This is a genomic window from Agromyces sp. NSFZ (assembly GCF_056156205.1).
In genome coordinates, this window is sequence record NZ_CM149585.1 from 1290379 (window position 1) to 1316240 (window position 25862).

Below are 25862 nucleotides of genomic sequence, written 5' to 3' on the forward strand. Positions count from 1 at the left end.
GGGCCGCCCAGCGGATGTCACCGGTCGGGTCTATCGTGGTTCCCTGTGTCGGAGCCAGTGATCGTCGCCAGAGACCTCGTGAAGCAGTACGGGGCGTTCGCCGCGGTCGGCGGCATCTCGTTCGAGGTGGCACCAGGGGAGTCGTTCGGACTGCTGGGGCCGAACGGCGCGGGCAAGTCGACCACGATGCGCATGGTGGGAGCGGTCTCATCCCGCACCGGCGGCGAGCTCGCCATCCTCGGGCTCGACCCCGACCGCCACGGGCCCGACATCCGGTCGCAGCTCGGCGTGGTGCCGCAGGCCGACAACCTCGACACCGAGCTGCGCGTGCGCGAGAACCTGCTCGTGTACGGGCGCTACTTCGGGATGTCACGGCGCCTCGTCGCCGAGCGTGCCGACGAACTCCTCGGCTTCGCCCAGCTCGAAGACCGGGCCACAGCCAAGGTCGACGCGCTGTCGGGCGGCATGAAGCGACGGCTCACCATCGCCCGTGCCCTCATCAACGACCCGCGCATCCTGCTGCTCGACGAGCCGACGACCGGGCTCGATCCGCAGGCCCGGCACATCCTCTGGGACCGGCTCTTCCGGCTCAAGGAACAGGGCAAGACCCTCGTGCTCACGACCCACTACATGGACGAGGCCGAGCAGCTCTGCGATCGGCTCGTCGTCGTCGACAAGGGGCGCATCATGGCCGAGGGCACGCCCGCCGAGCTGATCCGCCGGTACTCGTCGCGCGAGGTGCTCGAACTGCGGTTCGGCTCCGACCGCAACGAGGAGGTCGCGAGCGCGCTCCAGGGCCGGGGCGACCGCATCGAGGTGCTGCCCGATCGCATCCTCGTGTACACGGCCGACGGCGAGCGCGAGCTGGAGCGCATCTCGGACGCCGGGCTGCACCCGCTCACGAGCCTCGTGCGCCGCTCGAGCCTCGAGGACGTGTTCCTCCGGCTGACCGGACGGAGCCTCATCGAATGAGCGATCTCCCCGCCGCGGGTCGAGGAGGCCCGGAGGGCCGTCTCGAGACCCGGCCGTCCGCGGCATCCGTCCCCGAATCCGAGGACGCGCGACTCGCTCTCGCGGGCGGCGCACGCCCGCGTCGCTTCGGCGCCTGGTACGTCGCCGAGCATCGTCTGCGCGTCATGTGGTCGTACGCGCAGACGATCCTCTCGACGGGCTTCGGCGAGCCGCTCGTCTACCTGTACGCCATGGGCGTCGGCCTCGCGACGCTCGTCGATCGCAACCTCGGCGCCGAGGCCGGCGGGGTCGGCTACCTCGTCTTCGTGGCGCCGGCCCTGCTCTGCAGCGCCGGGCTCGCGACCGCGATGATCGAGTTCTCGTATCCCGTCATGGTCGGCTACAAGTGGAACCCCACCTTCTCCGGCATGCACTCCGGGCCGATCAGCCCGGGCCAGATCGTCGACGGACTCGTGATCTCGGTCGTCATCCGCCTGGCGGCGACCATGGTCGTGTACTACGCCTTCATGCTGCTCTTCGGCGCCGTGCCGTCGCCCACGGGGTGGCTGGCGATCCTGGCCGCGATGCTCACCGGCATGGGCTTCGGCACCCTGCTCATGGCGTACGCCTCGAGCATCACCGAGGACACCGGGCAGCTCGCGATGGTCCAGCGGCTCGTGGTGCTGCCGCTCACGCTCTTCTCGGGCACGTTCTTCCCGCTGTCGCAGCTGCCGTGGTTCCTGCAGTGGATCGGGTGGGTCTCCCCGCTCTGGCACGGCACCGAACTGGCCCGCGTCGCGACGTTCGGCTACGCCGAGCCGGCCTGGCTCACCGCCGTGCACGTCGTCGTCCTGGTGGGCATGACCGCGACCGGATGGCTCTGGTCGCGTCGCATCGCGGTGCGGAGGCTGAGCGCATGAGCCTCGTCGATCACGCACTCGAGCACCGCACCGCGCGTGGGGGCGTCGCCGCGCTGTACGCCGGCAACGCCCGCGCGGTGATGTACCGCGGATGGCGCGCGACCCGGTCCACGAACTGGCTCGTGATGCTGAGCGGGTTGTTCGAGCCGATCTTCTACCTGCTCTCGCTCGGCGTGGGGCTCGGCGCGCTCGTGGGCACCGTCACGGTCGACGGTCGCGAGGTCGAGTACGCGGCCTACATCGCGCCCGCACTGCTCGCGGTCGCCGCGATGAACGGCGCCATCTACGACTCCACGTGGAACGTCTTCTTCAAGATCCGCTTCGCCAAGCTCTACGAAGGGATGCTCGCGACCTCCCTCGGGCCGCTCGACGTCGCGCTGGGCGAGATCTCGCTGGCGCTCCTGCGCGGCGGACTGTACGCCGTGGGCTTCATGGTCGTGATGCAGGTGCTCGGGCTCGCGCTCTCGTGGTGGGCGCTCCTCGCGATCCCGGGGGTGCTCCTCATCGCGTTCGGGTTCGCGAGCTTCGGCATGGCCGTGACGAGCTACATGAAGTCGTTCCAGCAGATGGACTGGATCAACTTCGTGCTGCTGCCGATGTTCCTGTTCTCCGCCACGTTCTACCCACTCAGCGTCTATCCCGAATGGCTCCAGGTGGTGATCCAGTCGTTGCCGCTCTGGCATGGCGTCGAGCTCGTCCGTGGGCTCACCACGGGCGCCGTGGATCTCGGGATGCTCTGGCACGTCGGCTACTACGCCGTGATGATCGCGGTCGGGCTGGTGTTCACCACGAGGCGGTTGCGCGCGCTCTTCCTCGACTGAGCGCGTGCTCGCGTCGGCCGAGCGCCGGCTGCGCGCTCAATCGACCATGTCGTCGGGCGGCAGTGCCCACGCGTCCTCGAGCAGGATCCGCTCGGGCCGGCGGGCATGCCAGCGGCCATCGGGATCATCGGCCTCGGTGATGCGGGACAGCGCGGGCGATGCGGCCTCCCAGTGCGCCCTCGACTCCCACATGGCGATGCTCACGATGCGGCCGGCGCCGTCCTCTCGCCAGGGGCCGATGTGCACGAGCCCCGGCGTGCCGAGCGCCGCGAGTCGCACCCGGTTCAGCGAATCCAGCACCTGCCGCTCGTACCCGGGATTCGGCTCGTGGATCGACATGTGGATGAACATGCGCCCACGCTAGCGAGTGTTTCCGCGTGTGACGAGCGGGCGCGACATCCGGAACCGCCGAGCGTATCGTGGCCGGATCGAACACCGAGGAGCTGTCATGTCGTCTCGCGAGCCGCACGCCGCCACCGAGCCCCGCACGGGCGCGGTCATGGGCATGCGCGGCTGCGAGCACGCCGCGGAGTGCCGGAGCGACCGGCCGGGGCACCGGCTGCACGCCATGCAGGAGCGTCTCGCGGTCACGACGGCGACGAAGTGGGTCGATGCGATCGTGCTCGGTGTCGACGAGCACGGGTTCGCCACCCTGGCCGAGTTCGCCGACGGGGCCGACGGCGAGACCGGAGACCCGGTGATCCGCCGCGTGTGGCACCACGACGGGTTCGAGGGCGCGCTGGCGCCGGCTGAGCCGGTCGCCATCCACGCCCTCTACGGTGTGCTGGCCCGGGGTCGGCAGCGCTTCAGCGTCGCCGACGCCTGAGCACGGCCGCAGCCTGAGCGCCGCTATGCCGACGTCGGCATCGCCCCGCTCATCGAGCCCATCATCTTCTCCATCGCCATGATCGCCTGATCGCACGCCATCGCGCACATCCGGCAGTGCTCCGACATGTCGGCGTGCGATTGGCACTCCGCCGAGCAGGCCCGCATCATCATGACGGTGGTCTGCATCATCGACGACATCACCTGCATGTCCCAGCCGTGCATGCGGAGCATCATGCGCATCATGGTGGTGCACACGTCCGCGCAGTTGGCGCAGAGCCCGGCGCACCTGGCCATGTTCTCGGCCGCGTCGGCGTCGGCGCACATCACGCACGCCTGCATGCACGCCGACAGCGCCTCCATGGTCTCCTGCATCATGGCCGGGTCCATGCCCTGCATCGGCATCTCCGACGTCGACATGGCGTTCTTCATCATGTCCATGGTCATGTTCATCTGCGCCTCGCCGTTCCGGGAGACCGAGCGCCGACGGGTGCCGGCGGATGACTCGGCAGCCCTGATCGGGGCCATGCTACGCCCGGGTTTCCGGAGCCGACAGGGGTTGCGCGACGGCCGGAGCGACTCAGCGAAGATTCGCGATTCTTCCTCACTGTCGCACTCAGGTAAGGTTATCCTCACCTCACTTCCCGACTGATTCGAGACCCTCGACCCGTGCCGCAGACCGTCCTTCCGAGCCCGCTCGACCTGACCCGGCTCGACCCGTGCGCGCCCGCGGTCCTCACGGTCGACGGAGCCCTCAGCTACGGCGAGCTCGCGCAGCGCGTGCACGAGCGGCGCGAACAGCTCGGCGAGGTGCGGCGTCTCGTCATGCTGTCCTCCGCCAACGAGGTCGAGCCGCTCGTGACCTACCTCGCCGCGAGGGACGGCGGGCACCCCGTGCTCCTCGTCGCCGACGATGACGGCCAGGAGGCCAACCGCCGAGCCCTGCTCGAGCGGTACGACCCCGACGTGGTGTACGGCCGCGGCGGACAGAGCTGGGCGCTCGAGGAGCGCCGCGAGGGCACCCGACACGAGCTGCACCCCGAGCTGGCGATGCTCGCGAGCACGTCGGGCTCGACGGGCGCCCCGAAGCTGGTCCGCCTCTCCCGCGACAACCTGCTGAGCAATGCGGCGAGCATCGCGGAGTACCTCGGCCTCCGGCCCGATGACCGCGCCGCCACGACGCTGCCGATGCAATACTGCTACGGCCTGTCGGTCATCAACAGCCACCTGCACGCCGGCGCGAGTCTCCTCCTCACCGAGCGCTCGGTCGTCGAACCCGCGTTCTGGCGCGAGTTCGAGGACGCCGAGGCGACCTCCTTCGCGGGTGTGCCGTACACCTTCGAACTGCTCGACGCCACGGGCTTCGCCGAGCGCACGCCCCCGCGCCTCCGCACCGTCACGCAGGCCGGGGGCCGGCTCGATCCCGACCGGGTGCGACGGTTCGCCCGCCTCGGTCGGGAACGCGGATTCGACTTCGTGGTCATGTACGGCCAGACCGAGGCGACGGCACGCATGGCCTATCTCCCGCCCGAACTCGCCGAGCTCCGCCCGACGTCCATCGGCATCCCCATTCCCGGTGGCCGATTCCGCATCGACGAGACCGCCGGCAGCGGCGAGCCCGGCGTCGGCGAGCTCGTGTACGCAGGTCGCAACGTCATGATGGGCTACGCCGAGACGAGCGAGGACTTCGCAGCGGATGCCGCCCACGAGGAGTTGCGTACGGGCGACCTCGCGCGTCGCGGCGCCGACGGACTCTACGAGATCGTCGGCCGCAGCAGCCGGTTCGTGAAGGCCTTCGGCCTCCGGATCGACCTCGACCGCGTCGAGCGGGTGCTCGTCGAGCACGGCGTCGACGCGCGGGCGATCGGGCACGACGAGCGACTCGCCGTGTTCGTGCGGCAGGAACGGGAGGTGCGCCGCGCCGCGGCGATCCTCGCCGATGCCGTCGGGATCCCGTCGCACAGCATCGGCGTGCACGCCATCGCCGAGTTCCCGCGCACCCCGAACGGCAAGTCCGATCTCGCCGCCCTCGCGAGACATGCGGACCTGCTCGAACGCGAGGCGGAGGCGGAGGTCTCGGGGGCGACATCCGTCGAGGCCGTGCGCGACCTCTATGCAGAGCTCCTCGGCCGGCCCGACGCGGGGCCCGACGACAGCTTCGCCACGCTGGGCGGAGACTCGCTCAGCTACATCGAGGTGTCGCTCCGACTGGAGCGCCTCATCGGCGGGCTTCCGTCGGACTGGCCGAGCCGGAGCATCCGACACCTCGCGCAGGCCCGGGTCGAGGCCGGAGTCGAGGCCGAGGCCGCCGCCGAGGCCGCCGAACCGCTCGACCGAGCCGACCCGACGCTGCGATCCAGATGGCGCTCGTGGGTGGCGTTGATCGAGACGTCGGTGGTCCTCCGTGCCGTCGCGATCGTCCTGATCGTGGCGACCCATGCCGACCTCATCGCCGTCAAGGGCGGCGCGCACCTGCTGCTCGGCGTCGCGGGCTTCAATCTCGCACGGTTCAAGCTCGTCGAGATCCCACGCGGCGACCGCGTCCGCGGGCTCCTCCGGGCGGCGTCGCAGATCGCCGTTCCGACCGTGCTGTGGATCGGGGGCGTCGCCCTCATCGCCCGCAGCTACGACCCGGCGACGGTCGCACTCGCCAACAACCTCTTCGGCCAGCATGAACGCTGGGGCGAGCAGTGGCAGTTCTGGTTCCTCGAGGCACTGGTCTGGGCGATCCTCGCGCTCGCCGTGCTGCTCCTCGTACCGCGGCTCGATGCCCTCGAGCGGCGTCACCGCTTCGGGTTCGCGCTCGCCGTCGTCGCCGCGACCCTCGTGCTTCGCCTCGTCGCGGCCGGCGGCGTCACGGCGGGCTCACCGGAGCGATACGCGATGCCCGTCGTCATGTGGCTCATCGGGCTCGGCTGGCTCGTCGCGCGCTCCTCGACGACCACGCAACGCCTCGTCACCACGGCGCTGATCCTGGTGACGACCCCCGGATTCTTCGGGGAACCGCTCCGCGAGGGGATCGTCGCGGCCGGCCTCCTGCTGCTGCTCTGGATCCCGTCGATTCCCGTGCCGGCTGCGCTCGCGGGCGCCCTCGGCACCATCGCGTCGGCGTCGCTGTTCGTCTACCTCACGCACTGGCAGGTCTATCCGCCCATCGAGGAGGTGTCGCCCGCGCTCGCCATCGTCGCGTCGTTCGCCGTCGGCATCCTCGCGTGGCGGAGCTACGGCCTGCTCGAGCGCCGTGTGCGGAGCGTGTGGCCCGCGACGGCGCGACGTCTGCATCGGGGTTGAACGCGAAGGGCGGATGCCGCAGCAGCAGCATCCGCCCGATCGCACGCCGGCTCAGGCGTCGATGTCGACGTCCTTCGTCTCCTTCGAGACGATCAGCGCGATGAGCGTGAGCACGGCGGAGCCGGCGAGGTAGACGCCGACCCAGAACGGGCTGCCGCCGCCGGCCTGCCAGAGCGCCACGGCGATGAACGGCGCGACGGCGGCGCCGAGGATCGACGAGACGTTGTACGAGATGCCGGAGCCGGTGTAGCGCACGTTGGTCGGGAAGAGCTCGGGCAGGAGCGCCCCCATCGGCCCGAACGTGAGGCCCATGAGCGAGAAGCCCACGACCAGCCAGAGCATCACGCCCCAGAACCCGGCACCGAGCAGGGGCACCCAGACGAGGCCGAACACGATGATGCCGAGCGTCACCCAGATGAGCGTCCTGCGGCGGCCCCACCGGTCGGCCCATGGGCCGGACACGAGCGTGAAGATGCCGAAGAACACGACGCCCGCAATGAGCATGAGCACGAAGGTGCTGTACGAGTACCCGAGGCCGGGCAGCGCGCCGTCCGCGGGCTCCACGGCCGCACGTCCGTAGCTCAGCGAGAACGTCGTCATCAGGTAGAAGAGCACGTACGTGGCGAGCATGAAGAAGGTCCCGAGGATCAGTTCCTTCCAGTACGTGCGGAACACCGTGGCGAGGGGGAGCTTCGTCAGCTTGCCCTCCTTCGACGCCTTCGAGAACGCCGTGGACTCGACGAGGCGCAGTCGCACCCAGAGCCCGACGGCGACCATGACGACCGAGAACAGGAACGGGATGCGCCAGCCCCAGTCGAGGAACGCCTGCGACGGTCGCGTCGGGTCGTCCGACGGCAGCATCGCGGCGATGATGAGGAACAGGCCGTTGGCGATGATGAAGCCGATCGGCGCGCCGAGCTGCGGGAAGGTGCCGTACCAGGCGCGCTTGCCCTTCGGGGCGTTCTCGGTCGCGACGAGCGCCGCGCCCGACCACTCGCCGCCGAGCGCGAAGCCCTGCGCGATGCGCAGGATCACGAGTAGGAGCGGCGCCAGCCAGCCGACCACCGCATATGTGGGCAGGAACCCGATGAGGAAGGTCGCGATGCCCATGGTGAGCAGGGCACCGACGAGGGTCGCCTTGCGGCCGTGCTTGTCGCCGAGGTGGCCGAAGATGATCGCCCCGAGCGGACGGGCGACCATGGCCGCACCGAAGATCGCGAACGACGACAGCAGCGCGGTGGTCGGGTCGCCGGTGGGGAAGAAGAGGTGGGGGAAGACGAGCACCGCCGCCGTCGCGTAGACGTAGAAGTCGTAGAACTCGATCGTCGTGCCGATGAGGCTGGCGAGTACGACGCGGCTCGGCGGATTGGCGGGGGTGCTGATAACTGGTGCGGGGGACGCGGCCGGGGTGGCCGCCGTGGTGGGCGAGGACATCGCGTGCGAGGACTCCGTGGAACATCGACGTATGGCCGCACGGGGTGCGTCGGTCTGACGGTGGTTCCGGGTGCGGAGGGAATCGTCGCTTGTGGCAACCGAAGTACACTACGCTCGTCGCACCCGGCATTCGAGCCGAGTGCGACGAGCGGTGTGCAGTGTGCGGTGAGCGGTGCGGATCAGCGCCAGGCGACCGCCACGACGACGTTCGCGAGGGTGAGCGCGCCGATGGCCCACAGCGCCCAGCTCGGTGCGGGGCTCTTCTTGCGGTAGACGAAGACGAGCACGGTGATGACGATCGCGATCACGAGCTTGACCGCGATCTTCCAGTTGTTCACGTCGTAGAGGTCGCCCATCTCGATCGTCGCCACGAGCAGCAGGCCGGTGATGAGCTGGGTGAGCGCACCGTCGATCATGGCCCGCACGATAGTGCCCTTGCCCTGCGCGATCGCCTTCACCTGGACGAGGAAGCCGCCGAGCAGCATGGAGAGGCCGATGAAGTGCAGGATGACGAGGATGATGCGGAGGATGTCCATGGCTCGAGCCTAGGAGTCGGGCGCGTTGCTGCGCCACCGCGGCACCCAGGTTCGGGCGGAAACCCATCGAAAGGCGGATGCCGTGCGTCAGCGCGAGAGGCCGCGGATGGCCCGCACCGTCGCGATCGCCGCCTCGGCGGCCTCGCGTCCCTTGTCCTCCTTGGAGCCGGGAAGGCCGGCTCGGTCGATCCCCTGCTGCTCGTCGTCGAGGGTGAGCACGCCGAAGCCGACGGGCTTGCCCGTGTCGATGGCCACGCGCGTGAGGCCGTCGGTGGCGGCCGACGACACGTACTCGAAGTGCGGGGTCCCGCCTCGGATGATGACGCCGAGGGCCACCACCGCGTCGGCGCCGAGGTCGAGCGCGGCCTTGGCGACCACCGGCAACTCGAAGCTCCCCGGTACGCGCACGAGGTCGAAGTGGGCGCCGGATGCCTCGAGGGTGCGCGTCGCTCCGGCGATGAGCCCGTTCGTGATCTCGTCGTGCCAGCTGCCGGCGACGATCACGACCCGGAGGCCGTGGCCGTCGACGTCGAGTTCGGGGGAGCCCTGGCCGCTCATGAGGCGTGTCCTTTCAGGAGTGCGTCAGCTGCGGCATCCGTCAGCTGCCGGTCGTCGATGGTGTGGCCCATGCGGCGCCGCTTGGTGTCGAGGTAGCCGGCGTTGCCGGCGCCGACGCCCACGACGAGGGGCAGGCGCTCGGAGACGCGGATGCCGCGTGCCTCGAGTTGGCGCACCTTCTCGGGGTTGTTGGTGAGCAGGCGCACGCGCTCGATGCCGAGGTCCGCGAGGATCGCCGTCGCGGCGCCGTAGTCACGGGCATCGATGGGCAGCCCGAGGGCGAGGTTGGCGTCGAGCGTGTCGAGGCCGTCCTCCTGCAGGCGGTAGGCGCGGAGCTTGTTGATGAGGCCGATGCCCCGGCCCTCGTGGCCGCGCAGGTAGACGACGACACCGCCGCGCTCCTCGATCGCCTCGAGCGCGGCGTCGAGCTGCGGACCGCACTCGCACTTCAGCGAGCCGAACGCCTCGCCCGTCAGGCACTCCGAGTGGACGCGCACGACGGCGCCCTCGGGGTCGAGCGACGGGTCGCCCGAGATGATCGCCACGTGGTCGGCGCCGGTCGAACGGTCGCGGTACGCACGCACGCGGAAGACGCCGCGCTCGGTGGGCAGCGAGGTCTCGACCTCGAAGGCCACGCGCGACGACTCGGGCACGACGATGCGGTCGCCCGAATCCAGGTCGTAGCCGGCGTGCCACTCGTTCATCCACTCGATGAGCGCGGCGACCGTCGTGACGGGCAGCCCCTCTCGCGCGCCGAGCTCGATGAGCCCGGGCAGGCGCATCATGTCGCCGTCGTCCTCGACGAGCTCGCCGATGACGGCAACCGGCTCGAGGCCCGCCAGGCGCATCAGGTCGACCGCCGCCTCGGTGTGGCCGGCCCGCTCTCGCACGCCGCCGTCGACGGCCCGGAGCGGGATCACGTGACCCGGACGGATGAGCTGGTCGGGCGTCGAGGCCGGATCGGCCAGCACGCGCAGCGTGTGCGCGCGGTCGGCGGCGCTGATGCCCGTCGACACGCGGTCGGCGGCATCCACCGAGATCGTGTACGCGGTGCCGCGCACGTCCTCGTTGCGCTCGACCATGGGCGGGAGCTCGAGCCGGTCGGCGATCGCGTTCGGCATCGGCGCGCACAGGTAGCCGCTCGTGTGGCGGATCATCCACGCGAGCCACTCCTGGGTGGCGAACTCGGCGGCCATGATGGCGTCGCCCTCGTTCTCGCGCGACTCGTCATCGGCGACGATGACGGGCTTGCCCGCACGCAGTGCGTCGAGCACCTCGGGGATGGATGAGAGGGTCATGCGAGGCTCCCGGTCGTGGTGGTCGCTTCGACCGGCTCAGCGATCGCACCGGTCCCTGAGCTCGTCGAAGGGTCGGCGAGCGAGGACGGCAGCGAGCGGTGCGCGTCGAGACGGAGCATCCGCTCGACGTGGCGCGCGAGGATGTCGGTCTCGATGTTCACCGCGTCGCCGATCTCGAGACCGCCGAGCGTGGTGGCCTGGAGCGTCTCGGGGATGAGCGACACCTCGAACCAGGAGCCGTCGGCCTCGTCGCCGAGCGCGCTGACGGTGAGCGAGACGCCGTCGACCGTGATGGAGCCCTTGTCGACCACGAGCGGGGCGTGCGCCTCGTCGAGCGAGAACCGGATGACCCGCCAGGCATCGCCCGGGCGCACGTCGAGCACGCGCGAGGTGCCGTCGATGTGTCCCTGCACGATGTGCCCGCCGAGGCGATCGCCCACGAGCGCCGCACGCTCGAGGTTGACCGGTCGGCCCTCGCGGACATCGTCGAGGGTGGACATCGCGAGCGTCTGCGCCATGACGTCGGCCGTGAACGACTCGTCGTCGAAGTCGACCACGGTGAGGCAGACGCCGGAGACGGCGATTGAATCGCCGTGCCGGACGCCCTCGACGGCCTTCGGTCCACGCACGGTGAGGCGCGCGTGGTCCGCGCTCCGCCCGACGCGCGTGATCGTGCCGAGCTCCTCGATGATTCCGGTGAACATGTCAGTTCCCTTCCTTGACGCTGTCAGGCTCGCTCGAGACCGGGTGGGCGACGACGAGCAGGTCGTCGCCGAGCCGTTCGACGGCGGCGAAATCGAAGTGGCGGGCGTCGGCGATGCTCGTGATGCCGAGGTCGCCGACGGCGACGCGGGGGCCGCCGAGCAGCATCGGCGCGAGGTAGACGAGCACCTCGTCGACGAGCCCTGCCGCGAGGAAGGCACTCGCGAGCGTCGGACCGCCCTCGACGAAGAGCGAGCGGATGCCGCGTCGCTGCAGTTCCAGCAGGTCGCGCACGAGGTCGGCCCCCTCGAGCGAGACGAGCGGCTGGGGGTGCCGCGTGACGGCGGCGCCGTCGGGGATCGTCCGCCGCCCGAAGACCACGGGAACCGGCTGCGCGTCGAGGAGCTCGCCGGTCGCCGAGCGAGCGGTCAGCGAGGGATCGTCGGCGAGCACGGTGCCCGTGCCGACCGCGATCGCGTCGGCCATGGCGCGGCGGCGGTGCACGTCGGCGCGGGCGGCGGGGCCGGTGATCCACTGGCTGGAGCCGTCGGATGCCGCGGCGCGGCCGTCGAGGCTCGCCGCCCACTTCACGGTCACGTGCGGTCGGTGGTGACGGGCGGCGAACAGCCAGTCGTCGAGGAACGCCTCGGACTCGTCGACGAGCACGCCCGCGACGACCTCGACGCCGGCCGCGCGCAGCCGGTCGGCGCCACCCGCCGAGTGCTCGCCGGGATCGGCGACGGCGTAGACCACGCGCGAGATGCCGGCGTCGATGAGCGCGACCGCGCACGGGCCGGTGCGGCCCGTGTGGTTGCAGGGCTCGAGGGTCACGACCGCCGTGGCGCCCTCGGCAGCGCCTGGGGCGAGCTTGGCGAGCGCGTCGACCTCGGCGTGCGCCGTGCCGGCGCCGCGATGCCAGCCCTCGGCGAGCACGTCGCCGTGCGGCGAGACGATGATGCAGCCGACGCGGGGGTTCACGCCCTTGGCCGGGCCGCGGGTGGCGAGTTCGAGGGCGCGGCGCATGGCGGCGACATCCGCCATCGTGTGTTCGCCGGTGATCATCCTCAGTGCCGTTCTCTCAGGCTCCGGGGATGTCGGCTGGTGCCATGGCGTCGGAACGCCCATGGCGTCGGCGACGCGCTGCGCCGCCGACACGTGCCGCCTCCCATCCGGACTTTCACCGTCGGTACCGGGATTCCACCGGTTCAACCGTTCGCCCGAGACCTTTCGGCCTCGCACTCGCGGCTCGCGGACTGTCACCGCCGGTTCGGAATTGCACCGACCCCGGAGCACGTTGTCGTGTCGATTCTATGTCAACGCGCGCGGGGGTCGGGTATTCCCGTCACTGTGGGACATCTCGGGCGCGCGGCGGCAACCCCGCCCCCGCACGAGCGGGGTTCACCAGTTGCGTGCCGCGAGCCGGGTGTGCAGGGTGTGCGCCTCCTCGAGCAGCGCACGCCCGAGCCCGGCCCGCCGCTCGCCGCTGAACCGCGGCTCGATGCCGGTCAGCGAGAGCGCTGCCGACGGCGCCCCCGCCCGGTCGAAGACCGCGGCGCCCATGCCCCAGCTGCCCTCGAGGATGAGACCGGGGTTCACCGAGTAGCCGTCGCGACGCGTGCGGGCGAGGGCTTCGCGCACGGATGCCGCGGCCTGGGCGGCCCCGTAGCGCCACACGCGCTCGGCGTCGTCGGCCAGGACGCGCTCCTGCTCGGCCTCGGGCAGGAAGGCGAGGATCGCCATGCCCGCCGACGCCACGCCGAGCGGGAAGCGCACGCCCTCGGCCAGCACGAACGAGCGCACGGGGAAGCTCCCCTCCTCGCGCATGAGGCACACCGTCTCGTCGCCGCGACGGATGGAGAAGAACGAACTCTCGCCCGTCGCCTCCGACAGCCGGCGCAGCGACGGGCGCACGACCTCCTCGAAGGGGAATCGGGCGGCGGCGACCGTGCCCCAGATGATCGCCTCGGGGCCGAGTCGCCAGGCGCCCGTCTCGCGGTCCTGGTCGAGCAGCCCTTCGTGGGCGAGGGAGGCGAGCAGCCGGTACGTGGTCGGGCGGGTCAGGCCGGACTCCTCGACGAGCTGTGCGATGCGGCATCCTTCGGGGTGCCTCGCCACGATTCGCAGCAGCCCTGCCGCGCGCGCGACCACCTGCGCTCCCGCGACCGGGGGTGCTGCTGCGCGCATCGGACGCTCCTTCGAATTCTGTCGTCGGATGTCTCACAGTATGGACAACTGGAGGGCGAGTGTCCAGAGTATGACCGATCGCAGGCCGCTGGTTGACGGCGTGTGCAGGAGCTTCCTAAGGTCCTGAGACGGAGCAGGATGTCCATCAGGTGGACGGATCGCCACTCGACGAGGAGGAGTTCGATGACGAAGGCATACGGGTCCGCGGCGGAGGCGCTGAGCGACGTGCTCACCGACGGCATGACGATCGCGGTGGGCGGGTTCGGCCTCTGCGGCATCCCGTCGGACCTCATCGAGGCGGTTCGCGACAGCGGGGTGACCGGCCTCACGATCGTCTCGAACAACATGGGCGTCGACGGCAAGGGCCTGGGGCTGCTCCTCGAGGCCGGACAGGTCGCCAAGGTGCTCGCCTCGTACGTCGGCGAGAACCGGCTGTTCGCCGAGCAGTTCCTCGAGGGCCGTCTCGAGGTGGAGTTCACGCCGCAGGGCACCCTCGCGGAGCGCCTGCGCGCGGGCGGCGCCGGCATCCCGGCGTTCTACACGAAGACCGGTGTCGGCACCCAGGTCGCCGACGGCAAGCCCCACGCCGAGTTCGACGGCGAGACCCACGTGCTCGAGCGGGGCATCCGCACCGATGTCGCCCTGGTGCACGCGCACACCGCCGACACCGACGGCAACCTCGTCTACCGGTACACGGCGCGCAACTTCAACCCGCTCGTCGCGGCGGCCGGGAGGATCACGGTCGCCGAGGCCGAGCACGTCGTCGAGGCCGGCGGACTCCACCCCGACCACATCGTGACGCCCGGCGTCTTCGTGCAGCGGCTCGTGCCGGCGCGCGAGCGCGTGAAGGACATCGAGCAGCGCACCGTGCGGCTCGCCGCCGCCTGAGCACCGGCTGCGACAACGGCGGCCGCGAACACGAGCACGAACCACCATCCCCGACGACCCCAGACGACCCGGACGATCCCAGGAGGACCCCGATGCCATGGACGCGTGACGAGATGGCCGCCATCGCGGCATCCGAACTGCACGACGGCGACTACGTGAACCTCGGGATCGGCATCCCGACGCTCGTCGCGAACAACCTCCCCGAGGGAGTGCGGGTCGTGTTGCAGAGCGAGAACGGCATCCTCGGCATGGGACCGTACCCCACCGAGGAGGAGGTCGACGCCGACCTCATCAACGCCGGAAAGCAGACCGTGACGCTCCTGCCGGGCAGCAGCATCTTCGACTCGGCCACGTCCTTCGCCATGATCCGCGGCGGCCACGTCGCCATGGCGATCCTCGGCGCCATGGAGGTGTCGGGCGCGGGCGACCTCGCGAACTGGACGATCCCCGGGAAGATGGTCAAGGGCATGGGCGGCGCCATGGACCTCGTCGCCGGCGCGCCGAGGGTGATCGTCCTCACCGACCACGTCGCCAAGGACGGGAGCCCCAAGATCGTGCGGGAGTGCAGCCTGCCGCTGACCGGCAAGGGCGTCGTCGACCGCATCATCAGCGACCTCGCGGTGTTCGACATCGAGCCGGAGGGCCTCACGCTCCGGCGCCTCGCGCCCGGGGTCGCCGTCGACGACCTGCGCGCGAACACCGGCGCCGCGTTCCGCGTCGAGCTCGAGGCGGAGGTCGCGGCGTGAGCGGCGTCGAGGAGCGGTTCGGTCGCGACGTCCTGATCACCGGGTGGGGCCACAGCCGGTTCGGCAAGCTCGAGGGCGAGACACTCGAGAGCCTCGCCGTCGGGGTCGGGCGCGACGCGATCGCCGCGGCGGGGCTCGAGCCCGGCGACATCGACGAGGTCGTCTTCGCGCAGTACAACGCCGGCATGGTGGCGTACGCGTTCCCCTCGTCGCTCGCGCTGCAGATCTCCGACGAGCTGCACGGCGTTCCCGCGTCGCGCGTCGAGAACGCCTGCGCCTCGGGCTCCGCAGCGTTCCAGCAGGGCGTGAAGTCCCTGCTCGCCGGCACGGCGAGGAACGTGCTCGTGATCGGTGCCGAGAAGATGACGGATGCCGGAGCCGACGTCGTGGGGTCGGCGCTGCTCGGTGCCGACTACGACTGGGCCGGCCGCCCCTCGCGCACGGGGTTCACGGGCCTGTTCGCGGAGGTGGCCCGCGCCTACGAGGAGCGGCACGGGCCGGTGGGCGACGTGCTCGGATCGATCGCCGCGAAGAACCATCGCAACGGTGTGGACAACCCGTACGCGCAATTGCGCAAGGACCTCGGCGTCGAGTTCTGCCGCACGGTCTCGGAGCGGAACCCGTTGATCGACGCGCCGCTCCGGCGCACCGACTGCTCGCCCGTCTCCGATGGGGCCGCCGCGCTCGTCATCACGACGAGCCCCTCCTCGGCCGCGGCCACCGCTCCCGCGCGCCTGGCGGGCTTCGGCGCCGCCAACGACTACGCACCCGCGGCTCGCCGCGACCCCCTCGCCTTCGCCGGAACGCGCCTGGCGTGGCAGCGCGCGACGGAGATGTCGGGAGCCGGTCTCGACGACCTCGACTTCGCCGAGGTGCACGACTGCTTCACGATCGCCGAGCTCCTCGTCTACGAGGCGATCGGCCTCACCGCAGAGGGCGACGGCGCGCGGGCGGTCGAGGACGGCTGGGTGCATCGCGAGGGCCGACTGCCCGTGAACGTCTCGGGCGGGCTCAAGGCCAAGGGACATCCCGTCGGCGCCACCGGGGTCTCGCAACACGTCATCGCGGCGATGCAGCTGACCGGAACCGCCGGCGACCTCCAACTGCCCGGCGCACGCCGCGGCGCGGTGCACAACATGGGCGGTGTCGCGATCGCGAACTACGTGAGCGTGCTCGAGGCGGTCTGAGCCCGCGGTGGGGCGGTCGGCAGCGCCATCCGCTCGGGCCCTTCGGCCGTCGGGGCGTCAACGGCACGCCGCTGCCGCGTCGATCTGGGCGTCGGCCGGCCGGCCGTACGCCTCGATGCCCGCACCCGGGAGGTCGTACCCCATGCCGATGGCCCACGCGGTGGCCCACATCTCGTGGTCGCCGCTGAACGGCGCTGCCGCGAAGATCGCGTAGCACGCGTCGCGCAGCACCTGCGTGTGCCCGACCTCATGGACCACCACGGCACGGGCGTTCTCGTCGTCCCGCCACTCGCGTTCGATGCTCTCGGTGAGCGAGATGCGGCCCCAGCCGTCGTCGTCGTCGGTCATGAACTCGGCGGTTCCCGAGTACCAGGCGTCGCTCGAGAGTCCGGCCACCTCGTAGGCCCAGACGAACTCGAGCCCGACGCCGGCCGCGATCGAGCGCGCGAACGCCTCGATCTCGGCGCGCAGCGGATGCTCCAGCCGGCGCGCCTCCTCGGCGGCGTGCGAGGTGCGCACCTCCTCGATGGCCGCCACCGTGGCGGTGAACGCCCCGGCCGAGTCCTCGGGATGTCCCCACGTGCCGCCCGATTGGTCGATGGCGTGCTGGAGGTCGATGCGGGCTCGATGACTCGCCGAGGGATGGTCGGCGAGCGCCTGTTCGCCGGTTGCCGCGAGTGCGGCGAAGACCGACTCCCGGGCGTCGACGACGGTCGCGCGGGCTGCGGAGAGCTCTCGGCTCGCCGACTCGAGCTCGGCGAGCTCGCTGTCGCGGAGCTCGCGCACCTCGAGCAGCCGTGCGGCGTCCGCGTAGCGGTCCCACGGTGCTCCCGCGTGCTCGTCGGGTTCGACGATGCCCAGGCGCGGGGCGAGCTCGGCGTCGGGCAGGTTCAGGAGGGCCGAAGCGAGCGCGTTCGAGGCATCCGTCAGCGAACCGAGGGCGGCAGGGTCGGCGTAGGCCGGATCGGCCACCTGCACGAGTGCTCCGGCCTGCGTGCTCGTGAGCTCGGCGCGTTCGAGGAGGCCGGTGTAGTCGTCGGCGGTATCGGTGACGGCGGCGTGCACCATGGCGTACTCCGCGTGGGCGCGCTCGTAGACCCATGAGGAGACCGCGTGCTGTACGAGCGTGCCGATCGTGGCGGAGACGAGCCCCACGGTGAGGATCAGCAGCACGACCGGCCACAGCGGGGGCTACCGCGGCGCCCCGCCGGGTGCCTCGATCGATGCGTCGATCACTGCCGTCATCCGTTCGCCCTCGCTGTCCGTCGGCCACTCGCGTCGATCTCACGCTAGTGCGAGCTGGAGCACTCCGGATCCCGGATCCCGGCCGACGAGGAGGTCGCCGGGGTTCCGGGCGGGTACGGTGGGACGACGGGCCGGGCGCATGGGGGTGCGTCCGGCCCGTTCCGCGCGCTCGGCGGTGCCCGCAGCGAGGCTCAGGGCCAGCGCGAGCCGAGCAGGTCGGGGAGCTCGGCCAGTCCGCGCACCTCGAGCACGCCGGCGGCACGCGCCGCAGCGGCATCCTCGACCGTCGGCGTCTCGCCCAGCCGATTCAGCCAGACGCCGATGAGGCCCGCGTTCGCGGCGCCGATGGCGTCGGTGTGCAGTCGGTCGCCGATGTACGCGGCGGCCGAGACCGGAGCGGTCGCAGCGAACCGATCGACGGCGAATCGGAAGATCGCGGGGTCGGGTTTCGTGACGCCCACTGCCCCCGAGGCGATGACGTGTTCGACGCGGTCGCCGAGCGCGAGCCGTGCGATCTTCGCCGACTGGTACTCGAGCTCGCCGTTCGTGATGATGCCGAAGCGCACGCCCGGGAAGTGAGCCGTGAGCGCGTCGAGGGTCGGAGCGACGTCGTCGTGCAGCGACCACGACTCGCGGTAGCGCTCGAAGTACTCGGCGAACCATCGGCTCGCGTCGGCATCGTCGAGCTCCTCGCCGAAGTGCCGGGCGAACGCGCCGGCTCTGGCCCGACGCTGACCCTCGAAGGTGAGTGCGCCGCCGAGGTAGGCGAGGTAGTGCTCCTCCTCGAGCTCGTGCCAGCGGCGCGCCGCCGCGGACTCGTCACCGGGGTAGTCGCGTGCGCGCATGTGCAGCACGATGCCGGCGGCGACCGCCTCGCGATGCGCCATGAGGGTGTCGTCGAGGTCGAAGAGCACGACCGGTCGTGCCGGCGGGGCAGGGTTCACGCCGCGGCCTCGAGGACCGAGTCCCAGCTCGCGCGCGCCCTCGGATCGATGGATGCCTCGCGCACCGCGTACCACGCCGGCAGCGTGCTCCCGCCGTCTCGCGTGGGCACCGTCGGATGCTCGGGCCGGATGCGCCGGAACCCCGCGGCCCGAGCGACGCGTGCGGACGCGACGTTGCCCTCCACGGCACGCCAGAACACGGTCTCGGCGCCGGGAATGCCGCCGCCGAGCGTCCACTCCACGACGGCCGTCGCGGCCTCGCTCATGAGCCCCGCCCCGCGATGCTCGGCGCCGATCCAGAAGCCGAGCTCGTGCTGGACGTCGCGCACGCTGATCACGCCGAGGAGTGGACCGTCCTCGGTGCGGCGGAGTGCCCAGGTGAGCTCGCTGCCGTTCGCCCACGCGGCGGGCACGTGCTCGCCGAGGAACGCGTCGGCATCGGCACGGGTGTACGGCCACGGCGTGGTGAGGTAGCGCTCGAAGAGCGGGTCCTGGCAGTAGTGCGCGATGAGCTCCGCGTCGGCGGGCACGGGCAGGTCGAGCACGAGCCGCGCCGTGCGAATGCCGACCGGGATCACGATCAGCCCCGACGCACGAAACCGACGCGGTCGTAGACCGTTCGGAGCATCCGCTCGGCTCGCTCGGCCGCTCGCTCAGCGCCGATCGCGAGCAGGCGGTCGAGCTCGGCCGGGTCCTCCATGAGCTCGAGCGTGCGAGCGCGGATCGGGGCGACCCGATCGACGACGGCCTCGGCCACATCCTTCTTGAAGTCCCCGTAGCCGCGGCCCTCGTACTCGGTCTCGAGCTCGGGGATCGGCCGGCCGGTGATCGCCGCGAGGATGTCGAGGAGGTTCGAGATGCCCGGCTTCTCGGCCGCGTCGTAGCGCACCTCGCGCCCCGTGTCGGTGACCGCGCTGCGGAACTTCTTCGCCGTGACCGCCGGGTCGTCGAGGAGCTTCACGAGGCCGGCCTCGGATGCGGCCGACTTCGACATCTTGGCGGTCGGGTCCTGCAGGTCGTAGATGCGCGCCGACTCCTTTGGGATCAGCGCCTCGGGCACCACGAACGTGTCGCCGAACCGCGTGTTGAAGCGCTGCGCGAGGTCGCGGGTGAGCTCGAGGTGCTGGCGCTGGTCGTCGCCGACCGGCACGAGCTGCGTGCCGTAGAGCAGGATGTCGGCGGCCATCAGCACGGGGTAGGTGAACAGGCCCACCGTGGTGCCCTCGGCGCCCTGCTTGGCCGACTTGTCCTTGAACTGGGTCATGCGACCCGCCTCGCCGAAGCCCGTGATGGTGCCCAGCACCCAGGCGAGCTCGGTGTGCGCGGGCACGTGGGACTGCACGAACAGCGTGGCCCGCTCGAGGTCGACGCCGGCGGCCAGGTACTGCGCGGCCGTGCGTCGCGTGGCCTCATGCAGGGCCTTCGGGTCTTGGGGGACCGTGATCGCGTGCAGGTCGACGACGCAGTAGATCGGGTCGGCCTCGTCTTGCAGCGCGACCCAGTTCACGAGGGCGCCGAGGTAGTTGCCGAGGTGCAGCGAATCGCTCGAGGGCTGCATGCCCGAGAACACGATGGGGCGGTTGGGAGTGTCCATGCGGTGGAGGGTTTCCTTGTCAGCGGGGGAGTCAGATGGCGTAGTCGGCGACCACGGGAGCGTGATCGGACCATCGCGTGTCGTAGGAGTCGGCGCGGTCGACCGAGTAGGCGACCACGGCATCGGCCAGTGCCGGGGTCGCGAGCTGGTAGTCGATGCGCCAGCCCGTGTCGTTGTCGAACGCCTTGCCGCGCCACGACCACCACGCGTACGGCCCATCGACCTCGCCGGCGAACCTCCGGCCGACGTCGACCCACCCGAGGCCTGCGCCGCGGTTGTAGTCGGGGTCGTCCTCCGCGCCGACGAAGCGATCGAAGTACGCGCGCTCGTCGGGCAGGAAGCCGGCGCGCTTCACGTTGCCCTTCCAATTGCGGATGTCGAGCGTGCGGTGGCCGACGTTGAGGTCGCCGACCACGAGCGCGAGCTCCGACTGGGCCGCGAGCGCGGGCAGCCTCGCCTCCATGGCGTCGAGGAACCGGTACTTCTCGACCTGCTTCTGCGTGTCGGCCTCGCCGGAGTGCACGTACGCGCTCACGACGGTCACCACCCGATCGCCGACCTCGTAGTCGGCCTCGAGCCAGCGGCCAGCGGTGTCGAAGTCGGCGGCGCCGAACTCGACCCGGTGGATGCTCGCCCGATTGCGGCTCGCGATGGCGACTCCGGCGCGGCCCTTCGCCGTCGCCGGGTCGTGCAGGATGTCCCAGTCGTCGCCGAGGAGCGACTGCAGGTCTTCGGTGGACGCCCGCACCTCCTGCATGGCGAGGATGTCGACGTCACGCCCGGCCAGCCACTCGCCCATGCCCCGGCGGAATGCGGCGCGCACTCCGTTGACGTTGACCGTGGCGACGCGGAGGGGTTTCGCGGGGGGCATGCCTTCGATCCTACGGGAGCCCTCCGACGTCGCCTTCCGCCTTGACGGGGGCGGATGCCTCGGCGCGAGCCAGCTCGGCCTCCGCCCGGGCCAGCCGCCGACGGGCCGGATACCGCTCGAGCCAGCTCGCTCCGACGAGCTCCTGTCGCGCCTCGCGCACGCGCACGCGCGCGGCCGTGACGAGTGCCCGTTGCTCCTGCGCCAGCTGCTCGGCGAGGAGCTGCTCGGGCGTGACCGACCTGAGCGTCTCGTGGTGGTCGGCCGCCTCGACGGCGATCCAGCTCGCGGCCACGAGCATCACGATGCTCGTGAGCCGGAACCAGAGGAGGAGCGCGATGAAGACCGTGAACGTCGCGAGCAGCGGATTGCTGCTCGCCCCCGACACGAGGAAGCCGCTGAGGAACTGCAGCACGGAGATCGCCGCCGAGCCGAGGAGCGACCCCGCCCACATCCGGCGCCAGGGCATCGCCGCCCCCGAGAGGAACCGGAACAGCACCGCGAGCGCGAGCGTGTCGATGACGAAGACGACGAGGACCGCACCGGACTGCAGGAGGCCGGCCTGCCAGCCGCGATCATCGGAGCGGCCGAACAGGTCGAGCAGCCAGCCGAAGAACGACGTCGCCACGACGGAGAGCACCGTGGCGACCAGGATGATCGTGCCGAACGCGAGGCCGGCGAGGAAGTCGCGCGCCTTGAGGTAGAGGTAGGCGCGCGTGTCCTTCGGCAGTCCGAAGATGCTCCGCACCGCGATCCGCGAGAGCGTGATCCAGGCGATCGCGGTCCAGATCAGGCCGGCGAGGGCCACGGCGCCCGTCCAGCCGAACAGGCTGGTGTTCGCGGTCGTGATCGCGACGAGGTCCTCGGTCGAGATCACACCGTGCTCACCGATGAGGCCGGGTGCATACGTGTTGAGCAGGAGGATGAACGCCTCGAGCGTGTGCGGGTTCCCGGTGAGCCAGATGCCCGCGACGGCGAACACCACGTAGACCGCCGCGAAGATCGCGAACAGCGCCTGGTAGCTCATGCCCGCCGAGAGCAGGAAGCCGTTGCGGGCCAGGAAATGCCGCCACACCCGCACGGGGAAGAGCGCCAGCGTCTTGTTCGTGAGCGTCGTCACCCGGTCGATCGGCTGCTCGAACCGGTCGCGAATGGGACGACGCTCGCTCACGCCCTCAGACTAGCGAGGCCGCGGGCATCGCCCGCGGCCTCGCGTGTCGTGTTGCCGGCCGGTCAGGGCTTGCCGCGCATGATCGCCTGCTTGACCTCGGCGATCGCCTTCGTCACCTCGATGCCGCGCGGGCAGGCCTCGGTGCAGTTGAAGGTCGTGCGGCAGCGCCACACGCCCTCCTTGTCGTTGAGGATGTCGAGGCGCACGTTCGCGGCGTCGTCGCGGTCGTCGAAGATGAACCGGTGCGCGTTCACGATCGCCGCGGGGCCGAAGTACTGCCCGTCGGTCCAGAACACGGGGCACGACGAGGTGCACGCGGCGCACAGGATGCACTTGGTGGTGTCGTCGAAGATCTCGCGCTTGGCGATCGACTGGATGCGCTCCTTGCCGGCCTCGGGCTTCGAGTTCGCGATGAGGAACGGCTGCACCTCGCGATAGCTCGCGAAGAACGGCTCCATGTCGACGACGAGGTCCTTCTCGAGGGGCAGGCCCTTGATCGCCTCCACGTAGATGGGCTTCGAGATGTCGAGGTCCTTGATGAGCGTCTTGCAGGCCAGCCGGTTGCGGCCGTTGATCCGCATGGCGTCGGAGCCGCAGATGCCGTGCGCGCAGGAACGGCGGAACGTGAGCGAGCCGTCCTGCTCCCACTTGATCTTGTGCAGGGCGTCGAGCACGCGGTCGGTGGCGAACATCTCGACGTCGAAGTCCTGCCAGCGCGGCTCGGTGTCGACATCGGGATCGAACCGGCGGATCAGGAACGTGACGGTGAACGACTGCAGCGCGGCATCCGTCGACTGGGCCTCGAGCGTGGCGGTGGACACGTCAGTACTTCCTTTCCATCGGCTGGTACCGGGTGATGGTCACGGGCTTCCAGTCGAGCCGGATGTGGTCGTCGGCGAGCGAGGAGTGCGGGTCGCCGGACAGGTAGGCCATGGTGTGCTGCATGTACTGCTCGTCGTCGCGGTTCGGGAAGTCGTCGCGCATGTGCCCGCCGCGGCTCTCCTTGCGGTTGCGCGCCGAGAACACGACCACCTCGGCGAGGTCGAGGAGGAATCCGAGCTCGACGGCCTCGAGCAGGTCGGTGTTGAAGCGCTTGCCCTTGTCCTGGACGGCGACGTTGCGGTAGCGCTCGCGGAGGCCGGCGATGACCTCGGTCACGTGGGCGAGGGACTCGTCGGTGCGGAACACCTGCGCGTTCTTGTCCATCTCGTCCTGCAGCTCCTTGCGGATCGCGGCGATCCGCTCGGTGCCGTTCGAGTCGCGGAGCTCGTCGAGCATGCGGCGCACCGCGCCGGCCGGGTCGGCGGGCAGCGGCGTGAAGTCGACGCCCTTGACGTACTCGACCGCGTTCCGGCCGGCGCGCTTGCCGAAGACGTTGATGTCGAGCAGCGAGTTCGTGCCGAGGCGGTTGGAGCCGTGCACCGAGACGCAGGCGCACTCGCCCGCGGCGTAGAGGCCGGGCACCACCGTGGTGTTGTCGCGGAGCACCTCGGCGGCCACGTTGGTGGGGATGCCGCCCATGGCGTAGTGCGCGGTCGGCATCACCGGGACGGGCTCGTACACCGGGTCGACGCCGAGGTAGGTGCGGGCGAACTCGGTGATGTCGGGCAGCTTCGTCTCGAGCACCTCGGCGCCGAGGTGGGTGCAGTCGAGGAGCACGTAGTCCTTGTGCGGGCCGGCGCCCCGGCCCTCGGCGACCTCCTGCACCATGCACCTCGCGACGATGTCGCGCGGCGCCAGGTCCTTGATGGTCGGGGCGTACCGCTCCATGAACCGTTCGCCGCTCGCGTTGCGGAGGATCGCGCCCTCGCCGCGGGCACCCTCGGTGAGCAGGATGCCGAGGCCGGCCAGGCCGGTGGGGTGGAACTGGAAGAACTCCATGTCCTCGAGCGGCAGGCCCTTGCGCCAGACGATGCCGACGCCGTCGCCCGTGAGGGTGTGCGCGTTCGAGGTCGTCTTGAAGATCTTGCCGAAGCCGCCGGTCGCGAAGATGATCGCCTTCGCCTGGAACACGTGCAGCTCGCCCGTGGCGAGTTCGTAGGCGACGATGCCCGACGGCTGCTGGACACCGTCGACCTCGGTCATCACGAGGTCGAGTGCGTAGAACTCGTTGTAGAACTCGATGCCGAGCTTGACGCAGTTCTGGAACAGGGTCTGCAGGATCATGTGACCCGTGCGGTCGGCCGCGTAGCACGCGCGTCGCACCGGCGCCTTGCCGTGGTCGCGCGTGTGGCCGCCGAAGCGGCGCTGGTCGATCTTGCCCTCTGGCGTGCGGTTGAACGGGAGGCCCATGTTCTCGAGGTCGATGACCGCGTCGATGGCCTCCTTGGCGAGGATCTCGGCCGCATCCTGGTCGACGAGGTAGTCGCCGCCCTTGACGGTGTCGAAGGTGTGCCACTCCCAGCTGTCCTCCTCGACGTTCGCGAGGGCGGCGGCCATGCCGCCCTGCGCCGCGCCCGTGTGGGAGCGGGTCGGGTAGAGCTTCGAGATGACGGCCGTGCGCGCGCCGGGGCCCGCTTCGATCGCGGCCCGCATGCCCGCGCCGCCGGCGCCGACGATGACGATGTCGAACTGGTGGTGGTGGACGCCGTCGACGACCTTCGTCTCGACGGGGGCGCTCACAGGATTCACGGTTCTCCTAGACGGCGGTGCAGAACGAGGGAAGCAGGTCGGCGGGCGAGCCGGCGGGGCAGGGGTCGAAGGTGAAGACCACGAGCGTGCCGAGCACGATGAGCACGACGGCCGCGGCCGCGAGCGCGCCCTTCAGCACCTTCTGCACCAGGCCGGGGCTCGTGTAGTCGTTCACGAGCGTGCGCATGCCGTTGGCGCCGTGGATGAGCGCCAGCCAGAGCATCAGCACGTCCCACCACTGCCAGAACGGATCGGCCCACTTGCCGCCGACGAACCCGAAGTCGATGGCCTGGATGCCGTCGCCGACCATGAGGTTCATGAACAGGTGGCCGAAGATCAGCACGATGAGCACGACGCCGGAGGCGCGCATGTAGATCCAGCCCCACTTCTCCCAGTTCACGCCGCGCCTGGGTGCGGGGCGGACGGGGGTGCGAGGCGCTTCGATGGCGGTCATGTCGCTGGCCTCCTCAGTGGCTGAAGACGTTGATCAGGTGGCGCGGCGTGAAGCCCAGCATCGTGATGACCCAGAGGGCGATGACGACGTAGAACAGCACGCGCTGGTGACGCGTCGCCCACGACCAGAAGTCGACGAGGATGATGCGCAGGCCGTTGAAGGCGTGGAACACGATCGCGCCGACGAGGGCGACCTCGCCGAGTCCCATGATGGGCGTCTGGTAGGCGCCGATGACCGCGTTGTACGCCTCGGGGCTCACCCGCACGAGGGCCGTGTCGAGCACGTGCACCAGGAGGAAGAAGAAGATCGCGACACCGGTGATGCGGTGCAGCACCCACGACCACATTCCCTCGCGGCCGCGATACAGCGTGCCGCCCGGCTTCTGCTTCGCCGGCTTCGCGGGTGTGGTCAGGGTTCCTGCCGAGGTCTCTGGCATGAACAACCCTCCCTGGCTGTGTGAGATGGCCCGTGACAGGCGGGCGCGACGGGGCGGAAGCCCGGTTCAGAGTCTAGCCGCGTGTCGGGAACGCCGTCGTGCCCGCGACGGCAGTTCTCTCGACGTCGAGATATCCCGGTGCCGGATGCCGCGAGCCCGTGCACAGGCCCGGAGGCGT

The 25862-nt window shown here is 70.6% G+C and carries 28 protein-coding genes and 1 riboswitch; of the genes, 9 read left to right on the plus strand and 19 right to left on the minus strand.

Going from position 1 to position 25862, the window contains the following annotated elements; all coding sequences use genetic code 11:
- The first annotated feature begins 45 nt into the window (after positions 1-45).
- The 3 genes from ACVFI9_RS06085 to ACVFI9_RS06095 are packed head-to-tail and all read left to right on the plus strand — an operon-like array spanning position 46 to position 2692.
- Positions 46-972: an ABC transporter ATP-binding protein gene (locus ACVFI9_RS06085; RefSeq protein WP_474765153.1), complete on the plus strand. Its 927-nt coding sequence runs from the start codon at positions 46-48 to the stop codon at positions 970-972.
- Positions 969-1871 carry an ABC transporter permease gene (locus tag ACVFI9_RS06090; protein WP_474765154.1) on the plus strand — a complete coding sequence of 301 codons (903 nt, stop codon included), beginning with the start codon at positions 969-971 and terminating at the stop codon, positions 1869-1871. The genes ACVFI9_RS06085 and ACVFI9_RS06090 overlap by 4 nt, the downstream gene beginning before the upstream one ends.
- Complete coding sequence (locus tag ACVFI9_RS06095) at positions 1868-2692, plus strand: ABC transporter permease (protein ID WP_474765155.1); 825 nt, start codon at positions 1868-1870, stop codon at positions 2690-2692. Before ACVFI9_RS06090 ends, ACVFI9_RS06095 begins: the two co-directional genes overlap by 4 nt.
- Positions 2693-2728: 36 nt before the next feature.
- On the opposite strand, the gene ACVFI9_RS06100 is transcribed toward ACVFI9_RS06095, so the two are convergent.
- Complete coding sequence (locus tag ACVFI9_RS06100; RefSeq protein WP_474765156.1) at positions 2729-3043, minus strand: antibiotic biosynthesis monooxygenase; 315 nt, start codon at positions 3041-3043, stop codon at positions 2729-2731.
- Positions 3044-3140: 97 nt separating this feature from the next.
- On the opposite strand from ACVFI9_RS06100, the gene ACVFI9_RS06105 reads away from it, so the two are divergent.
- Entirely contained in the window at positions 3141-3518 is a 378-nt protein-coding gene (locus ACVFI9_RS06105; RefSeq protein WP_474765157.1) for a hypothetical protein, read from the plus strand.
- 23 nt (positions 3519-3541) lie between these two features.
- Here ACVFI9_RS06105 and ACVFI9_RS06110 read toward each other — a convergent pair whose 3' ends face one another.
- A complete protein-coding gene (locus ACVFI9_RS06110; RefSeq protein WP_474766189.1) occupies positions 3542-3859 on the minus strand; it encodes a four-helix bundle copper-binding protein in 318 nt (105 codons plus the stop codon).
- Between ACVFI9_RS06110 and ACVFI9_RS06115 the strand changes: the two genes are divergently transcribed.
- Entirely contained in the window at positions 3753-4169 is a 417-nt protein-coding gene (locus ACVFI9_RS06115) for a hypothetical protein (RefSeq protein WP_474766379.1), read from the plus strand. The genes ACVFI9_RS06110 and ACVFI9_RS06115 overlap by 107 nt on opposite strands.
- A gap of 17 nt (positions 4170-4186) precedes the next feature.
- Positions 4187-6808 (plus strand): AMP-binding protein, encoded by a 2622-nt coding sequence (locus tag ACVFI9_RS06120; protein WP_474765158.1) that lies wholly within the window; start codon positions 4187-4189, stop codon positions 6806-6808.
- Positions 6809-6859: 51 nt separating this feature from the next.
- Here the strand turns inward: ACVFI9_RS06120 and ACVFI9_RS06125 are convergent, their stop codons facing one another.
- The 7 genes from ACVFI9_RS06125 to ACVFI9_RS06155 all read right to left on the minus strand — a co-directional run bounded on the left by ACVFI9_RS06125 (position 6860) and on the right by ACVFI9_RS06155 (position 13520).
- On the minus strand, positions 6860-8242 hold the full coding sequence (locus ACVFI9_RS06125; protein WP_474765159.1) for an MFS transporter: 1383 nt from the start codon (positions 8240-8242) through the stop codon (positions 6860-6862).
- 179 nt (positions 8243-8421) lie between these two features.
- The gene (locus ACVFI9_RS06130; protein WP_474765160.1) at positions 8422-8778 is read right to left on the minus strand and encodes a hypothetical protein; all 357 of its coding nucleotides are present in this window, start codon (positions 8776-8778) and stop codon (positions 8422-8424) included.
- A gap of 87 nt (positions 8779-8865) precedes the next feature.
- Complete coding sequence (ribH, locus tag ACVFI9_RS06135) at positions 8866-9336, minus strand: 6,7-dimethyl-8-ribityllumazine synthase (RefSeq protein ID WP_474765161.1); 471 nt, start codon at positions 9334-9336, stop codon at positions 8866-8868.
- The gene (gene ribB, locus ACVFI9_RS06140; RefSeq protein ID WP_474765162.1) at positions 9333-10634 is read right to left on the minus strand and encodes a 3,4-dihydroxy-2-butanone-4-phosphate synthase; all 1302 of its coding nucleotides are present in this window, start codon (positions 10632-10634) and stop codon (positions 9333-9335) included. Before ribB ends, ribH begins: the two co-directional genes overlap by 4 nt.
- A complete protein-coding gene (locus ACVFI9_RS06145) occupies positions 10631-11338 on the minus strand; it encodes a riboflavin synthase (RefSeq protein ID WP_474765163.1) in 708 nt (235 codons plus the stop codon). Before ACVFI9_RS06145 ends, ribB begins: the two co-directional genes overlap by 4 nt.
- 1 nt (position 11339) lies before the next feature.
- Positions 11340-12398 carry a bifunctional diaminohydroxyphosphoribosylaminopyrimidine deaminase/5-amino-6-(5-phosphoribosylamino)uracil reductase RibD gene (gene ribD / locus ACVFI9_RS06150; protein ID WP_474765164.1) on the minus strand — a complete coding sequence of 353 codons (1059 nt, stop codon included), beginning with the start codon at positions 12396-12398 and terminating at the stop codon, positions 11340-11342.
- 89 nt (positions 12399-12487) lie between these two features.
- A riboswitch (FMN riboswitch) is annotated at positions 12488-12633 on the minus strand.
- 101 nt (positions 12634-12734) lie between these two features.
- Entirely contained in the window at positions 12735-13520 is a 786-nt protein-coding gene (locus tag ACVFI9_RS06155) for an IclR family transcriptional regulator (RefSeq protein ID WP_474765165.1), read from the minus strand.
- Between the two features lie 183 nt (positions 13521-13703).
- Between ACVFI9_RS06155 and ACVFI9_RS06160 the strand changes: the two genes are divergently transcribed.
- The 3 genes from ACVFI9_RS06160 to ACVFI9_RS06170 all read left to right on the plus strand — a co-directional run bounded on the left by ACVFI9_RS06160 (position 13704) and on the right by ACVFI9_RS06170 (position 16341).
- A complete protein-coding gene (locus tag ACVFI9_RS06160) occupies positions 13704-14408 on the plus strand; it encodes a CoA transferase subunit A (protein WP_474765166.1) in 705 nt (234 codons plus the stop codon).
- Positions 14409-14500: 92 nt separating this feature from the next.
- Complete coding sequence (locus ACVFI9_RS06165; RefSeq protein ID WP_474765167.1) at positions 14501-15154, plus strand: CoA transferase subunit B; 654 nt, start codon at positions 14501-14503, stop codon at positions 15152-15154.
- Positions 15151-16341 (plus strand): thiolase domain-containing protein, encoded by a 1191-nt coding sequence (locus tag ACVFI9_RS06170; RefSeq protein WP_474765168.1) that lies wholly within the window; start codon positions 15151-15153, stop codon positions 16339-16341. The genes ACVFI9_RS06165 and ACVFI9_RS06170 overlap by 4 nt, the downstream gene beginning before the upstream one ends.
- Before the next feature lie 57 nt (positions 16342-16398).
- On the opposite strand, the gene ACVFI9_RS06175 is transcribed toward ACVFI9_RS06170, so the two are convergent.
- The 10 genes from ACVFI9_RS06175 to sdhC all read right to left on the minus strand — a co-directional run bounded on the left by ACVFI9_RS06175 (position 16399) and on the right by sdhC (position 25684).
- On the minus strand, positions 16399-17514 hold the full coding sequence (locus ACVFI9_RS06175) for a hypothetical protein (protein ID WP_474765169.1): 1116 nt from the start codon (positions 17512-17514) through the stop codon (positions 16399-16401).
- Between the two features lie 263 nt (positions 17515-17777).
- Complete coding sequence (locus ACVFI9_RS06180) at positions 17778-18530, minus strand: HAD family hydrolase (protein ID WP_474765170.1); 753 nt, start codon at positions 18528-18530, stop codon at positions 17778-17780.
- The gene (locus tag ACVFI9_RS06185) at positions 18527-19108 is read right to left on the minus strand and encodes a GNAT family N-acetyltransferase (protein WP_474765171.1); all 582 of its coding nucleotides are present in this window, start codon (positions 19106-19108) and stop codon (positions 18527-18529) included. Before ACVFI9_RS06185 ends, ACVFI9_RS06180 begins: the two co-directional genes overlap by 4 nt.
- Before the next feature lie 2 nt (positions 19109-19110).
- Entirely contained in the window at positions 19111-20124 is a 1014-nt protein-coding gene (gene trpS / locus ACVFI9_RS06190; protein WP_474765172.1) for a tryptophan--tRNA ligase, read from the minus strand.
- 31 nt (positions 20125-20155) lie between these two features.
- Positions 20156-20995, minus strand: coding sequence for an exodeoxyribonuclease III (locus ACVFI9_RS06195; protein ID WP_474765173.1), 840 nt, complete (start codon positions 20993-20995; stop codon positions 20156-20158).
- Positions 20996-21005: 10 nt separating this feature from the next.
- Positions 21006-22163 (minus strand): YihY/virulence factor BrkB family protein, encoded by a 1158-nt coding sequence (locus ACVFI9_RS06200; protein ID WP_474765174.1) that lies wholly within the window; start codon positions 22161-22163, stop codon positions 21006-21008.
- A gap of 62 nt (positions 22164-22225) precedes the next feature.
- Positions 22226-22984: a succinate dehydrogenase iron-sulfur subunit gene (locus ACVFI9_RS06205; protein ID WP_474765175.1), complete on the minus strand. Its 759-nt coding sequence runs from the start codon at positions 22982-22984 to the stop codon at positions 22226-22228.
- Position 22985: 1 nt separating this feature from the next.
- Entirely contained in the window at positions 22986-24785 is a 1800-nt protein-coding gene (gene sdhA / locus ACVFI9_RS06210) for a succinate dehydrogenase flavoprotein subunit (protein WP_474766190.1), read from the minus strand.
- 16 nt (positions 24786-24801) lie between these two features.
- Positions 24802-25248 (minus strand): succinate dehydrogenase hydrophobic membrane anchor subunit, encoded by a 447-nt coding sequence (locus ACVFI9_RS06215; RefSeq protein ID WP_474765176.1) that lies wholly within the window; start codon positions 25246-25248, stop codon positions 24802-24804.
- Between the two features lie 13 nt (positions 25249-25261).
- Complete coding sequence (gene sdhC / locus ACVFI9_RS06220) at positions 25262-25684, minus strand: succinate dehydrogenase, cytochrome b556 subunit (RefSeq protein ID WP_474765177.1); 423 nt, start codon at positions 25682-25684, stop codon at positions 25262-25264.
- Between the last annotated feature and the right edge of the window lie 178 nt (positions 25685-25862).

Coding starts and splice junctions, on each gene's coding strand:
- ACVFI9_RS06090 (WP_474765154.1), top strand. CDS start 969: ATGAGCGATCTCCCCGCCGCGGGTCGAGGAGGCCCGGAGGGCCGTCTC.
- ACVFI9_RS06095 (WP_474765155.1), top strand. CDS start 1,868: ATGAGCCTCGTCGATCACGCACTCGAGCACCGCACCGCGCGTGGGGGC.
- ACVFI9_RS06100 (WP_474765156.1), bottom strand. CDS start 3,043: ATGTTCATCCACATGTCGATCCACGAGCCGAATCCCGGGTACGAGCGG.
- ACVFI9_RS06105 (WP_474765157.1), top strand. CDS start 3,141: ATGTCGTCTCGCGAGCCGCACGCCGCCACCGAGCCCCGCACGGGCGCG.
- ACVFI9_RS06115 (WP_474766379.1), top strand. CDS start 3,753: ATGCGCATCATGGTGGTGCACACGTCCGCGCAGTTGGCGCAGAGCCCG.
- ACVFI9_RS06110 (WP_474766189.1), bottom strand. CDS start 3,859: ATGCAGGCGTGCGTGATGTGCGCCGACGCCGACGCGGCCGAGAACATG.
- ACVFI9_RS06125 (WP_474765159.1), bottom strand. CDS start 8,242: ATGTCCTCGCCCACCACGGCGGCCACCCCGGCCGCGTCCCCCGCACCA.
- ACVFI9_RS06130 (WP_474765160.1), bottom strand. CDS start 8,778: ATGGACATCCTCCGCATCATCCTCGTCATCCTGCACTTCATCGGCCTC.
- ribH (WP_474765161.1), bottom strand. CDS start 9,336: ATGAGCGGCCAGGGCTCCCCCGAACTCGACGTCGACGGCCACGGCCTC.
- ribB (WP_474765162.1), bottom strand. CDS start 10,634: ATGACCCTCTCATCCATCCCCGAGGTGCTCGACGCACTGCGTGCGGGC.
- ACVFI9_RS06145 (WP_474765163.1), bottom strand. CDS start 11,338: ATGTTCACCGGAATCATCGAGGAGCTCGGCACGATCACGCGCGTCGGG.
- ribD (WP_474765164.1), bottom strand. CDS start 12,398: ATGATCACCGGCGAACACACGATGGCGGATGTCGCCGCCATGCGCCGC.
- ACVFI9_RS06155 (WP_474765165.1), bottom strand. CDS start 13,520: ATGCGCGCAGCAGCACCCCCGGTCGCGGGAGCGCAGGTGGTCGCGCGC.
- ACVFI9_RS06160 (WP_474765166.1), top strand. CDS start 13,704: ATGACGAAGGCATACGGGTCCGCGGCGGAGGCGCTGAGCGACGTGCTC.
- ACVFI9_RS06165 (WP_474765167.1), top strand. CDS start 14,501: ATGCCATGGACGCGTGACGAGATGGCCGCCATCGCGGCATCCGAACTG.
- trpS (WP_474765172.1), bottom strand. CDS start 20,124: ATGGACACTCCCAACCGCCCCATCGTGTTCTCGGGCATGCAGCCCTCG.
- ACVFI9_RS06195 (WP_474765173.1), bottom strand. CDS start 20,995: ATGCCCCCCGCGAAACCCCTCCGCGTCGCCACGGTCAACGTCAACGGA.
- ACVFI9_RS06215 (WP_474765176.1), bottom strand. CDS start 25,248: ATGACCGCCATCGAAGCGCCTCGCACCCCCGTCCGCCCCGCACCCAGG.
- sdhC (WP_474765177.1), bottom strand. CDS start 25,684: ATGCCAGAGACCTCGGCAGGAACCCTGACCACACCCGCGAAGCCGGCG.